13 protein-coding genes are annotated in these 12,883 nt (G+C 30.4%); all 13 read right to left on the bottom strand.

Features of this window, described 5'->3' with window-relative positions:
- Positions 1-35: 35 nt before the first annotated feature.
- The 13 genes from pgeF to VIM70_RS04970 all read right to left on the bottom strand — a co-directional run bounded on the left by pgeF (position 36) and on the right by VIM70_RS04970 (position 12,880).
- Positions 36-749, bottom strand: a complete 714-nt coding sequence (pgeF, locus tag VIM70_RS05030; protein ID WP_331944639.1) for a peptidoglycan editing factor PgeF — start codon at positions 747-749, stop codon at positions 36-38.
- Positions 750-814: 65 nt separating this feature from the next.
- Positions 815-1,282: a transcriptional regulator NrdR gene (gene nrdR, locus VIM70_RS05025; RefSeq protein ID WP_331944638.1), complete on the bottom strand. Its 468-nt coding sequence runs from the start codon at positions 1,280-1,282 to the stop codon at positions 815-817.
- A gap of 60 nt (positions 1,283-1,342) precedes the next feature.
- Positions 1,343-1,603 (bottom strand): YlmC/YmxH family sporulation protein, encoded by a 261-nt coding sequence (locus tag VIM70_RS05020; protein WP_331944637.1) that lies wholly within the window; start codon positions 1,601-1,603, stop codon positions 1,343-1,345.
- 229 nt (positions 1,604-1,832) lie between these two features.
- Complete coding sequence (gene sigE / locus VIM70_RS05015) at positions 1,833-2,540, bottom strand: RNA polymerase sporulation sigma factor SigE (protein WP_331944636.1); 708 nt, start codon at positions 2,538-2,540, stop codon at positions 1,833-1,835.
- Between the two features lie 56 nt (positions 2,541-2,596).
- Entirely contained in the window at positions 2,597-3,403 is an 807-nt protein-coding gene (spoIIGA, locus tag VIM70_RS05010; RefSeq protein WP_331944635.1) for a sigma-E processing peptidase SpoIIGA, read from the bottom strand.
- A gap of 414 nt (positions 3,404-3,817) precedes the next feature.
- The gene (ftsZ, locus tag VIM70_RS05005; protein WP_331944634.1) at positions 3,818-4,909 is read right to left on the bottom strand and encodes a cell division protein FtsZ; all 1,092 of its coding nucleotides are present in this window, start codon (positions 4,907-4,909) and stop codon (positions 3,818-3,820) included.
- 15 nt (positions 4,910-4,924) lie between these two features.
- Positions 4,925-6,178, bottom strand: a complete 1,254-nt coding sequence (gene ftsA / locus VIM70_RS05000) for a cell division protein FtsA (RefSeq protein WP_331944633.1) — start codon at positions 6,176-6,178, stop codon at positions 4,925-4,927.
- Between the two features lie 370 nt (positions 6,179-6,548).
- Entirely contained in the window at positions 6,549-7,604 is a 1,056-nt protein-coding gene (locus tag VIM70_RS04995; protein ID WP_331944632.1) for a type IV pilus twitching motility protein PilT, read from the bottom strand.
- Positions 7,605-7,812: 208 nt separating this feature from the next.
- Positions 7,813-8,511 (bottom strand): RNA polymerase sporulation sigma factor SigK, encoded by a 699-nt coding sequence (sigK, locus tag VIM70_RS04990; RefSeq protein ID WP_414648662.1) that lies wholly within the window; start codon positions 8,509-8,511, stop codon positions 7,813-7,815.
- A gap of 88 nt (positions 8,512-8,599) precedes the next feature.
- Positions 8,600-10,288, bottom strand: a complete 1,689-nt coding sequence (locus tag VIM70_RS04985) for a penicillin-binding transpeptidase domain-containing protein (RefSeq protein WP_331944630.1) — start codon at positions 10,286-10,288, stop codon at positions 8,600-8,602.
- A gap of 59 nt (positions 10,289-10,347) precedes the next feature.
- Positions 10,348-10,983, bottom strand: coding sequence for a uridine kinase (gene udk / locus VIM70_RS04980; RefSeq protein WP_331944629.1), 636 nt, complete (start codon positions 10,981-10,983; stop codon positions 10,348-10,350).
- A complete protein-coding gene (locus tag VIM70_RS04975) occupies positions 10,983-12,206 on the bottom strand; it encodes a U32 family peptidase (protein ID WP_331944628.1) in 1,224 nt (407 codons plus the stop codon). The genes udk and VIM70_RS04975 overlap by 1 nt, the downstream gene beginning before the upstream one ends.
- Positions 12,206-12,880, bottom strand: a complete 675-nt coding sequence (locus VIM70_RS04970; RefSeq protein WP_331944627.1) for an O-methyltransferase — start codon at positions 12,878-12,880, stop codon at positions 12,206-12,208. The genes VIM70_RS04975 and VIM70_RS04970 overlap by 1 nt, the downstream gene beginning before the upstream one ends.
- Positions 12,881-12,883 lie beyond the last annotated feature (3 nt).

Here is a 12,883-nt window from a genome sequence, read left to right as displayed (position 1 = left end):
ATCCCTCCATTTGTCTTCTGTATTTTATTGTCTTCTTATTTTAAATAAACAAAAGAAAACATCCTTTCGTGCTTATTTTCATTGAATCTATAGGAATATAATTCATATTGTTTATTACAGGAAGTACACATATTGGTGGTACTAATGTTTTCTACTTTAATACCCTTTTCCACAAGTTGAGTTAAAATGCATTTTTCTAAATCAAGTTTATTATCTATGTTACTAATATTAATATTACTATAAATTTCTTCACTAGTAAACTCTTCTATTAGTTCCCTACTAACTTCATAACAACAACTTCCAATATGTGGTCCTATGTAAACGCTAATATCCTCAGCTCTAGAATCATAATTTTCTTGTAGTCTTTTTATTGTTTTACTTACTATAAAATCTTTTGTTCCTTTCCATCCACTATGCACGGCAGCAATAACACATGCCCTATTGTCTACTAAAATTACTGGAACACAATCTGCTGTAAAAACACCTATAGCTGTTCTTTTTCTATCTGTTATTAAAGCATCTCCATCCTTAATATTACCATCAAATCTTAAAATTACGTCACTATGAATTTGATTTAAGTAACCCATATCTTTTAAATCATAATGTTCTTTAATTCTCTCTAAATTTAGTAACCCTTTCTCAGTTCTTTGATTGAAATCTAATCCACCCTTAGCCGTTGAAAACAATATCACTGCATTATCACACTCAAATTTTATAAATTCATAATTATCAATAGTTTCAATTTGCAATACTACACCTCTTTTATATGGCTTTTATTAACAACATTATAACTTATTGAAATGAAAAAAAATGCCTAAGGACATTTTTTTTCCTTAGACATTAGTTTTCTTATTTCTTCCATAAACGTATTAATATCCTTAAATTGCCTATATACAGAAGCAAATCGCACATAAGAAACCTCATCTACATTTTTTAATATACTCATAATGATTTCTCCTATGTAATCAGATTTTACTTCTGTAAGCATTTCATTATTTAGCTGTTTTTCTACTTCATCACAAATTGCTTCTATTTGCATTCTTGATACGGGCCTCTTTTGGCATGCTTTCATAAGGCCATTTAGTATTTTTGTTCTATCAAAATATTCCCTATTAAAATCCTTTTTTATTACTAAAATAGGTACATCTTCCACTTTTTCATAAGTAGTGTATCGTTTAAAACAACTAAGACATTCTCTTCTTCTTCTAGTTGCAATATTATCATCTGTTGATCTAGAGTCAACTACTTTACTTTCTTCACAGCTGCAATATGGACATTTCAATGGTCTTCACGCCCTTTTCCTAGTATAGTTAGCAAATATACTAACATTATACACTTTTTCTTATTCGTTTTCCATAAATACATCACTACCATCTACAAGAATAACGTCCACACCAATTTTCTTCACATTCTCCCAAGGTATCTCAATGCTATTATTTTTATTAAACCAAGATGATTTCAGAGTTGGAAGAACGATTGAAATAATTCTATAGTCTTCACAATCAACTTTTAGATCTTTGATATATCCCATTTTTGAGCCTGAATTTATATCTATAATTTCCATTTGTCTTAAGTTGTTTATAGCAAACATTAAGCTTTCCATTTTATTACCCCCTATAAGTTTTTTAAAGCAGCCACTTTAAATAGCTATTCACTATTGTAGTCTATCTTTTTATATTCCTTTCACTTTATATTATTTATATTCATTACTCACTAAAAATATTATTTATAATTAGAACATTTTATTAATTTTAAAGGAATTATAAAAAGGACCCATGTAGAGGATCCTAAACATACTTTTTTCTTGATATATTTTTATACTAAAGACATCCCTACACCATTTTATTAATTTCCTTTTGCAATCTTTTTATTATTCTTTTTTCAAGCCTAGAGATGTACGATTGTGATATTCCTAGTATATCAGCAACCTCCTTTTGTGTTTTCTCTATAGTTCCATTTAATCCAAATCTTAATTGCACAATTTCTTTTTCTCTTGAATTCAAACGTTGCATAGCAAGCCAAAGTAATTGCTTATCAACATCCTCTTCAATAATATTGTAAACCACATCGTTGTCCGTACCAATTATATCTGAAAGCAACAATTCATTTCCATCCCAATCAACATTTAAGGGCTCATAAAGAGAAATTTCCGTTTTAATTTTACTGTTTCGCCTAAGATACATTAAAATTTCATTCTCAATACATCTTGAAGCATATGTAGCTAGCTTAATTTGCTTTTCAGGATCAAATGTGTTAACTGCTTTTATAAGCCCTATGGTTCCCACAGAAATTAGATCTTCAACATTTACGCCTGTATTCTCAAACTTCCTTGCGATATAAACTACTAATCTTAAATTTCTTTCAATTAATGTTGCCCTTACCCGTTTATCACCGGTGTCTAATTTAGTCACTAATTCATACTCTTCATCTTTAGTTAAAGGAGGTGGAAGTGCATCATTCCCTCCTATATAAAACAAATTGTTTGAAAACATTTTTAATTTAACAAATAATTTGTTTAACATCACTTTAAAATTAAACATAACGTCCTCCTAAACTCTATTATTAGCATATAACAATTACTTATTTCCACAGTATATTAACTTAGTATACCTCTTGACATTAACCCATTGTAGTCATTATCTTTACTTAATTTATACTCGCAAAATGCTATAATTACATTTTTTGTTTCAATATTCTTTTTATCAATATGAATATTTATATACTCTGGTTTAAATCCTATAAATCTTCCACTCGTTCCATTTACCACTGTATAAGGAATAGAATAAGTATTGTTTTTCTCTAGTAAAATTTCCCTTAAAATATCGCGTTCAACAATTAGTACTGGCAAATTAGTAGCAGGCTCTCGAAGCTCATTTCCAGTATCTAAAAATGCTTTTATAGTTTTTTTATAATTTTTATTTATAATATCAACAGTGTAAACCAGTGTTAATATTTTTTTTCTATCTCCTATAAAAATCATGATTCTATATATGAGTATATAAATTACCATTAATGAAAGCAGTAATTTTTCATAAGGAAAATTTATTATGATTACATCGAATGACATATCTGTACTACTGCTGATTTGTATAAATAAGCACATTCCAGCTAATAGGATTGAATATAATAAAAAAATTAGAGAAGCCTTAATGTTGAATAAAAATTTTTTCTCTCTAAAAACAATTAAAATCATGACAATTACTATTAATATTTTAAAAGGTAAATATGTCAAGTATTTAAGCTTTGGATATACTACAGTTAAAACATATAGGCTGCCTATAAAACTTGAAAGGCATATCCATACAAATTTTACTCTTTTTCTTAATGTTTGAACGGTAACATGTAATATGAATAAATTAACTATAAAGTTCACTAATATAAGAACATCTAAATATACTATCACTCCATCTTCCTCCTTTAAATTATTATATAACTTTTTCATTCAGAATTTTGTCATATTTTACCACAAAAGTAATTTTTATTCCTTTATAAACCGTCATTTATTTCTATATTATTCCTAACAACATCTTATAAGGAATATCATAAATATTATATATTTATAAGCAACTTGCGTGAAAAAAAACTATATTCTGATGTTACATAAATTTCCTCCTGAAGTAGCTAATATTACAGCATCTAAGCTGATGATTAAATATATATACAAAAAAAGACTTACCCCCTAAAAATTCGTCACGTTAATCAATACCTCTGAAATGGCTTTAGTTAACGTGATTTTATTACATAGGGAATAATGTCTAATGTGCAATTAATATCACTTTAAACGCAAATAAAGTGCCAAAAGGCACTTTATTATTTATTACTTACTTTGTCTTCTTAAAAAAGCTGGAATTTCTAAGTCTGATTCTTCATAATCTTTAGTATACGCAACTTCTTCAATAGGACTCACTGTTTCTTTTACTTTAGATTTTAGCACAGTTTTATTTTGCATCGAATTATCACTTTCAAACCCAGTTGCAATTACTGTTATTCTTATTTCATCTTTTAGATCTTCATCAATAACTGCGCCAAATATTATATTAGCATCAGGATCGGCTGCACCTTGTACTATTTCTGCAGCTTCATTTATTTCAAGTAATCCTAAGTCCATTCCACCAGTAATGTTTAAAAGCACACCTGTAGCACCAACTATAGAAGTTTCCAGTAGTGGACTTGAAATTGCTTGCTTTGCTGCCTCCTGAGCTCTATTATCACCAGAAGCTCTACCAACGCCCATATGTGCAAGGCCTTTAGCAAGCATAATTGTTCTCACATCTGCAAAATCTAAATTTACAAGACCTGGGATTGTAATCAAATCAGATATACCTTGTATACCTTGTCTTAATACATCATCTGCCATTTTGAAAGAATCCATCAATGTAGTTTTTTTATCTACCATGGTTAATAATCTTTCATTTGGTATTGTTACTAAAGTATCTACTGTTTCCTTAAGAGTTTTTATTCCTATTTCAGCATTAATCATCCTTTTTCTGCCTTCAAATGGGAATGGTTTTGTTACAACTCCTACTGTTAGTATTCCCATAGATTTAGCAATTTCTGCAACCACTGGTGCAGCCCCAGTACCTGTACCGCCTCCCATACCTGCAGTTATAAATACCATATCTGCTCCTTTTATTGCTTGAGAAATTTCTTCTTTACTTTCTTCTGCTGCCTTCATACCAATTTCGGGATTGGCACCTGCTCCAAGCCCCTTAGTTAGTTTATCACCAATTTGTATTTTTTGAACCGCATGAGAAAGAATTAAAGCTTGTTTATCTGTATTTATAGCTATAAATTCTACGTTTTTAAGTCCCTCCATAATCATTCTGTTTATAGCATTGTTTCCTCCGCCTCCACACCCAATTACTTTAATTTGAGCAAATTCTTGAACATCAACATCAAAATCTAGCACAACAATACCTCCTCTTTAGAAAAAATCCGCAAAAAAATCTTTAACTTTTAATGCAAATTTGTTTTTCCCTTTTATATTTTGGTTTTTTGACCATTTGTTATCATAAGAATGTTCATCTGATTCTTCAATTGAACTATTACTAGTTTTAAGATTATTTACAGCTTGCAATACTATCCCTACAGCTGTAACGTAAATAGGGCTAGCTGCTCCTACGTACTCCGGAGAACCTATTCTTACTGACTTACCTAGTATATCCTTACCTAGCTCATTAGTACCCCTAAATAAAGATACTCCACCTCCGACTATAACTACGCCAGAAATCTCCTTATAAAATCCACTATTTAATAAGTTTCTTTTTATTAAATGAAATAGTTCTTCTACTCTGGCATGAATTATATCAATTAATAAATTATTATCAATTTCCATTAAAGTATCATAAGAATCTTTAACTCTAATTTTTGGTACATCTTCGCTTTTACTTTTAATTAGACTTCCATATTTAAGCTTTAATCTTTCGCCTTCGCTAAAGGGCACTTTAAGGCAAACTGCAATATCATTGGTTATGTTATCTCCACCTAATTGAACAATAGAAGTATATTTTAATTTTCCGCTCTTGTAAATAGAAATATCAATAGTCTGAGCTCCAACATCTATTAGTGTTATGCCCATATCTTTCTCTTCTTTTCGAAGAACTGCCTCTGATATAGCAGACGGTTGAAGTACTATGCCATTGACTTTAATACCTGCTCTTTTAACACTTTTCAGTAAATTACTAACAACTGTAGACTGTGCCATTACTACTTGTCCTTCTACTTCCAGCCTTACTCCGCTCATACCTCTAGGGTCCTTAATATTATTATATCCATCAACAATATATTGTTCAGGTTCAACCCCTACTATTTCTTTATCTGATGGAACTGAAATAAGTTTAGCTGCTTCAATTACCCTGTCCACATCGCTTTGTTTAATTTCTCTGTCTTCAGAAGATATTGCAATCATTCCTGTATTTCTTACTAATTCACAAATTCCTCCAGGCAGTGAAATATACCCTTCACTAATTTGTGTATCTGTCATACGCTCTAGTTGTGTGATACATTGTTTTATAGCTTCAGCTGTATTATCAATATCTATTACAACTGATTTATTTAAACCACTACATACCACTGATGTAATGCCTATAATCTGAAGTTTTCCATTACTACTTATTTTACCAACGGCTCCACATATTTTTGATGATCCTAAATCAATTCCTACTATTTGTCCATTCATTAAGTTTATCCCCCCTCATAAGAGAAACCTTAAGTGTATATATTCAACAAAATAATAAATTTTCCTCTTATTTAAATCATTTTTTTATAATATTTATTATAAATTTAAATACTGTTAATTTTTCTTGCATTTTATTGTATATTTTTAGATATATATAAACTTAATTTCAAATTAGTATACTATATTAAATTTATGATGGTAAAAAGCTAACTTGTTCTTCATAACTAGTATAGTAGCAATATATAGAAAATGCAATATTATATTTTTAAGCGAATTTTTCACAATAGTGTGACATTTGAAATTTTAAAAAAAATTAAAATAAGCTAAGAGCTGTAGTTGATAAGCTCTTAGCTTATTTTTTAAATATTAGCTAAAGGGATAACATTCTTATCATCATTTCATTGTCAACTGAGTAAGTCATTGCTTCCTCTTTAGATATAACACCTTTTTTATATAAGTCTGCAATTGACATATCCATAGTTTTCATACCATATTTTCCTCCAGTTTGAACGCAAGATTGTAATTGATGTGTTTTGCCTTCACGAATAAGGTTTTGAATTGCTGGAGTAGATATCATTATCTCAAGAGCGGCTACTCTCCCACTTCCACTTATTTTAGGTATTAATTGTTGAGAAACTATTCCTTGCATTACAGCAGCTAATTGAACCTTAATTTGTTGCTGCTGATGTGGTGGAAATACATCCACTATTCTATCTACTGTCTTTGCTGCACCTATAGTATGCAACGTTGAGAAAACTAAATGTCCCGTTTCAGCTGCGGTAATAGCAATAGAAATTGTTTCAAGATCTCGCATTTCGCCTACTAATATAACATCTGGATCTTCTCTAAGTATAGCCCTTAAAGCATTTTTATAATTTTTACTATCTTTCCCAATTTCTCTTTGATTAATAATAGATTTATTGTGCTTGTGCAAATATTCAATAGGATCCTCGAGAGTTATAATATTACAAGCTCTAGTTGAATTGATTTCATTAACCATAGCAGCGAGTGTTGTACTTTTACCACTACCGGTAGGCCCTGTTACTAAAACTAGCCCTCTTTGTTTTGTTGTAAGAGCCCTAACAACCTCTGGAAGCTCAAGTTGCTTAATAGTAGGTATTTTTAGAGCAACTACTCTAATAGCTATAGTATCGCTTCCCCTTTGCTTATATACATTAACTCTAAATCGCCCAAGGCCTCCAATAGAATAAGAAGTATCAATTTCACCGTTTTCAAAGTATTCCTCATAATAATCCTCTAAAATTTCTCTTGAATACTTTTCAGTATCTGCTGGCGTTAATTTAGTTTGACCCACCTGTATTAGATGTCCATTGACTCTAATAACCGGTACCGATCCAACTGTTAGGTGTAAATCTGATGCATTTTGCTGCGTTGTTTTTTCTAATAATTCACTTAGAGGTATCATTAGTGGTCCTCCTGTTCTTTTTATGTAGCTTTACAAATATACAAGAAAAATTAGCTTTAATCTTAATATATTTTGCTACATTTTTTTCGTATTTTTAAATAAAATTTGTTATATTAAATAAATAATTGAAATTCCTTAAGATGCCTTATCCACCTAGTAGTGTACAATTAATAATTATACCATAGTTGCTACAATTTGCTAGAACTGTTTATATAATTTTATTATTACTATTTAATTCTTTATTAAGTTTCCTTAATGCTCTCTTTTCAATTCTAGAAACATATGACCTGGAAATTCCTAGAATTAATGCGATTTCTCTCTGGGTTCGAGGGTTACCGTCAAGTAATCCATAGCGCATTTGTATTATTATTTTTTCTCTATCCATTAAAGCCATATTTATCTTATTGTAAAGTCTCTTAATTTGTATTTTACTTTCTACTTTATCAATAATAGAATCTTCATCACTACTTAATACATCCATAAGGGAGATCTCATTTCCCTCCTTATCAATACCAATAGGATCTTGCAGATACACTTCCCCTTTTGTTTTCTTGTTATTACGAATAAGCATAAGTATTTCGTTTTCTATGCACCTCGCAGCGTAGGTAGCAAGTCTTGTTCCCTTACTTGTATCAAATGAATCAATAGCTTTTATTAGCCCAACAGTTCCAATAGATATGAGGTCATCTACATCCTTTCCTGGGTAAGAATATTTTTTTACTATATGTGCAACTAGTCTTAAATTTCGTTCAACCAATATTCCTTTAGCTAGTATATCGCCTTCCTTTAATTTTATTAAATAGGATTTTTCTTCTTCTTCATTTAATGGTTGAGGGAATGAACTACTTCCAGTTATATAAGCCGTCAAAAACGTAACGTTTCCAATCATATCAAATAAACAATTCATGAAAAACACAGGTGTTCCTCCTAATAGAGCTTATTAATATAATATGATTTATTTTATTAAAGGTGCCTGTACATAGAAATTTATTTAATTATTTAATAGAGAGTGCTTCAACTACTTTTTTAAATATTGGAGCAGCAGTATCCCCGCCACCTTGACTTCCTATACCTTCCTTTTGACCTAATGTTATGTTTTTTACAAATACAACCATAGAATAATCTATTCCTTTAAAAGTAAAAAAGCCAACAAACCATCCATCTGAATACTTTTTTCCTTCCACAGAATACTCGGTGGTACCTGTTTTACCCCCTATATCCATACCTTTAACAAAGGCTCTTACACCTGTGCCATTGTTTACTACATCCAACATATCAAGTTTTAAAGTTTTTGCAGTCTCACTTTTTAATACTTGAGAGGTTTTAGGAGTAACCTTTTCTACTACGCCATTTTTATCATTTACATATGTGTCTATTATGCTTGGCTGAACATATACTCCGTTGTTTATAACTGTATTTGGAATGCTAAGGGCCTCGAGTGGTGTTATTTTAATCTTCTGCCCTATAGATGCCTGATATATATCCTCCTTTGGGCTTAATAAACCCACACCATTATCAAACTTACCAATTTGCTCTTGCTGAAAATTTAATACTGTGTCTAATATCCCTTGCTTTTTTGCATAGTCATACATATTTTGGAACCCTATCTTATAACCTATTTGGGCGAATATATTATTAGAAGAATCACGTAGTGCCTCACTAACTGTAAACTCAGTTTTACCGTTGTACTGATGAGTATCGTCTGGAAATAAACCTGGACTCAATGTAAAAATCTCATTTTTGTTTATTGAGCCAGTATCTAACGCCGCTTCTTCCACGATAACTTTAAAAATTGATCCTGGTAAAGCACCGCCGGTACTTGGAATTCCTAAATTTGCATTATTTTCAATGTCATCCTTTTGCGCCATTGCTCTTATTTTTCCACTCTTGCTCTCCATAAGCACAACACCAATTTGCTCATATTTTTCCTCATGAAGAATAGCTTCAACTTTATCTTGAATATTTTCATCTAAAGTAAGTCTTACATTAACATTATTTGTAGTATCAATAGTCTCACCTTCTGCAATCTCACCATTAACTCCTTTTGAAAACCTAATTCCTGTAAATTTATTATTTTTAGTTTTGTTATATATTTGCATCTCTAAAGAATCTGAACTTTTTTTAGTTTCAACCTTATTATTATAGTATATTAGATTTGTTAATACATTTTGAATTTTCCAATTTTTATTTTCGACTAAATCATTTGATTCAAAAGTATAAAACCCTTTTACTTTTTTAATATCCTTGATTTTATTATAGGTCGCTTCATCTATTTTATATCTTAATTTCTCTCCATTTCCTGTGCCTTTAATCTTTTCTAAATCATAGCCTTTATTATAGTTTCTTAAAGTAATAATCAAAGATTGCATGTCATATTTACTTGTATATTCATTAAATCTTAGATAATCCACTGGGTCAATAACAGCATAATAATTATTAGAATAGTTTAAAAGCTCGTTTCCATTACAATCAGTTAACTTATATAACATACCGTATTGTTCATTTATTGTATATTGTGCATTAAACATAGCTTTCAAAGGTTCAGATTTAAAATACATATCATTTGCAATTCTCCAAATTAGGATACAAAATAACAGCGCAAATATAAGCATTATTATCCATATTCTTTTTTTAATTTCACTCTTTTGATTTGAGTAACCAAATATATTATTTCTCTTATACATAAAAACACCTCATCTAGATTAATTCTCGCCTAGAATGAGATGTTTTATACTTTATAATGTTATTTTTGATTTTGCTGTTTTTGTAGAATTTGGCTTATATTTGCAGTAAGTATATCTATAGCTACCTTGTTATGTCCACCTTCAGGTATAATAATGTCTGCATACCTTTTGGTAGGTTCAGTAAATTGTTCATGCATTGGTTTAACAACATTCAAATATTGATTTATAACAGAATCAGTTGTTCTACCTCTCTCATTAATATCCCTCATAAGTCTTCTTATGAACCTCACATCTGCATCAGTGTCTACATATATTTTAATATCAAGCATGTCGCGAAGAATCTTTTCTGCGAGTACAAGAATTCCTTCAAATATAATAATCTCCCTTGGCTGCACAGCAACTGTTTCTTTTATTCTGTTATGTATTTCAAAATTATATATAGGCTTTTCAATAACATGTCCTTCTAAAAGGAGATTCAAATGTTTAACTAAAAGAGAAGTATCAAAAGCATCCGGATGATCATAATTTGTTTTTATTCTCTCGTCATAAGAAAGATCACTTTGATCCTTATAATAAGAATCTTGCTCAATCATTGCAATACATGTATCGCCGAACCGTTTATAAATTTCTCTAGCTATTGTACTTTTTCCTGAACCTGTTCCACCAGTTATTCCTATTAAAATAGGGCGATTCATTATTCTTTCTCCTTAGATTTAATAATTATATCATTTTCATGAAGTTTTTCTTTAACATTAACAGAAAATAACATCTGAGCGCTTGGTGCAGAAACTATGCTCTCTCCCTTGGAATTTTTCATATCACTAAGTACTATTGAAACATTATCTCCTACAGGCCTTAATACTTCAACAGTATCCCCACAATATACTTTATTCCTTTGCTCGATTATTGCAATACCATTTTCCTCGTTATATTGGCGCACAATTCCAATTATATCGTAATCTCTAATATATGACGATGATTCATATATCTGTTTGTTTGGATCTCCAAAGTAAAACCCAGTATAATATTGTCTGTGGCTAGGTTTTAAGAGATTATCCATCCATTTCTTCTGAAATTTATAATTTACTGGATCAGCTATATACGCATCCACTGCTTCTCTATAAGATTTACTTACAGATGCAACATAATATGCGCTTTTCATCCTTCCTTCTATCTTAAAGGATGCTATCCCTGATTTCATAAGTTCTGGTATGTGTTCAATCATGTTTAAGTCCTTGGAATTCATTATGTAAGTACCTTTATCATCTTCAATTATAGGAAAGTACTCCCCATCTCTTTTTTCTTCAACTAAGAAATATTTATACCTACATGGCTGAGCACATTGTCCTCTATTCGCATCTCTTCCAGTCATATAATTAGACAGTAGACATCTTCCTGAATAGGACATACACATAGATCCATGAACAAAAGCTTCAAGTTCACAAGTATCAGGTAACTTTGCTCTAATTTCTTTAATTTCGATAAGTGATAATTCTCTTGCTAGAACAATTCTTTTAACCCCTTGTTTATGCCAAAAGATAGCTGATTTATAGTTTACATTGTTAGCTTGAGTGCTTAAATGAATTTCTAAATTTGGTACGACTTCTCTTGCTGTCATAATAATTCCTGGATCAGATACAATAATAGCATCCGCACCTAGTTCATATATTTCTTTTAGATAATCTTCTAAGCCGTCTAAGTCTTCATTGTGAGGAAATACGTTTAAGGTAATATATACCCTTTTGCCTCTTAAATGTGCAAAGTCTAAACCTTCTTTTAATTCTTCCGTGCTAAAATTATCAGCAAAAGCTCTTAAATTTAATTTACTTCCACCTAAATAAACCGCGTCTGCTCCAAAATTTATAGCCGCTTTTAATTTTTCCAAGTTACCTGCGGGTGCTAGTATTTCTGGTTTCATTAGTTTTGTTCCTCCTTGCTGATTACCTCACACTTTCTTACTGTAACTGAGATACCATCTCCCATTGGTATTACAGAAGTTATAAGTTCATCATTATTAGATACTAATTCTAAATAACTTTTCATACGTTTTATTATAGTGATTTTTCTACGCGTTGCAATCTCTTTTGATGCAACCATTCCTCTAAAAAGGACATTATCAGCAATAAGAACTCCTTCTTTTTTTAAGAGCCTTAAGCAATGGGGAAGAAAATGATTATAGTGACCTTTACCTGCATCTATAAAAATCATATCAAATTCATCTTTAAGATTTTCTAGTGCTTCTAGGCAATCTCCTTCTATAATAGTAATTTTATTTTGTAGTCCGTATTTTTCTATATTAGACTTAGCAATCTCTATCATTTTTTCGTCTCTTTCAATAGTTGTAATTTCACTAAGTCCTCCAGAAGTTAGATTCATTAGAATAGCAGAATATCCTATAGCTGTCCCGAGTTCTAAAATCTTTTTAGGTTTCTTCATAGTAACCATCAATTCTAAAAATTTAGCAGTTTCTTTTTGAACTATAGGCACTCTATTCTCTAGAGCAAAATTTTCCAAATTTTTCATAATTATATTATTACCTGGAATTAAACCCCTTAAATATTGTTCCATATAATCATATGTTACCCCACTCATTTA

The organism is Clostridium sp., assembly GCF_036569345.1.
Lineage (GTDB): Bacteria > Bacillota > Clostridia > Clostridiales > Clostridiaceae > Clostridium_AD.
This window is presented reverse-complemented; position numbering and strand designations above follow the sequence as displayed.

Bases quoted from the DNA above. Each gene is read 5' to 3' on its own strand.
- VIM70_RS05020 (WP_331944637.1), bottom strand. From the start codon at position 1,603: ATGGAAAGCTTAATGTTTGCTATAAACAACTTAAGACAAATGGAAATT.
- sigE (WP_331944636.1), bottom strand. From the start codon at position 2,540: ATGTTTAATTTTAAAGTGATGTTAAACAAATTATTTGTTAAATTAAAA.
- ftsA (WP_331944633.1), bottom strand. From the start codon at position 6,178: ATGAATGGACAAATAGTAGGAATTGATTTAGGATCATCAAAAATATGT.
- VIM70_RS04995 (WP_331944632.1), bottom strand. From the start codon at position 7,604: ATGATACCTCTAAGTGAATTATTAGAAAAAACAACGCAGCAAAATGCA.
- sigK (WP_414648662.1), bottom strand. From the start codon at position 8,511: ATGAATTGTTTATTTGATATGATTGGAAACGTTACGTTTTTGACGGCT.
- VIM70_RS04985 (WP_331944630.1), bottom strand. From the start codon at position 10,288: ATGTATAAGAGAAATAATATATTTGGTTACTCAAATCAAAAGAGTGAA.
- udk (WP_331944629.1), bottom strand. From the start codon at position 10,983: ATGAATCGCCCTATTTTAATAGGAATAACTGGTGGAACAGGTTCAGGA.
- VIM70_RS04975 (WP_331944628.1), bottom strand. From the start codon at position 12,206: ATGAAACCAGAAATACTAGCACCCGCAGGTAACTTGGAAAAATTAAAA.
- VIM70_RS04970 (WP_331944627.1), bottom strand. From the start codon at position 12,880: ATGAGTGGGGTAACATATGATTATATGGAACAATATTTAAGGGGTTTA.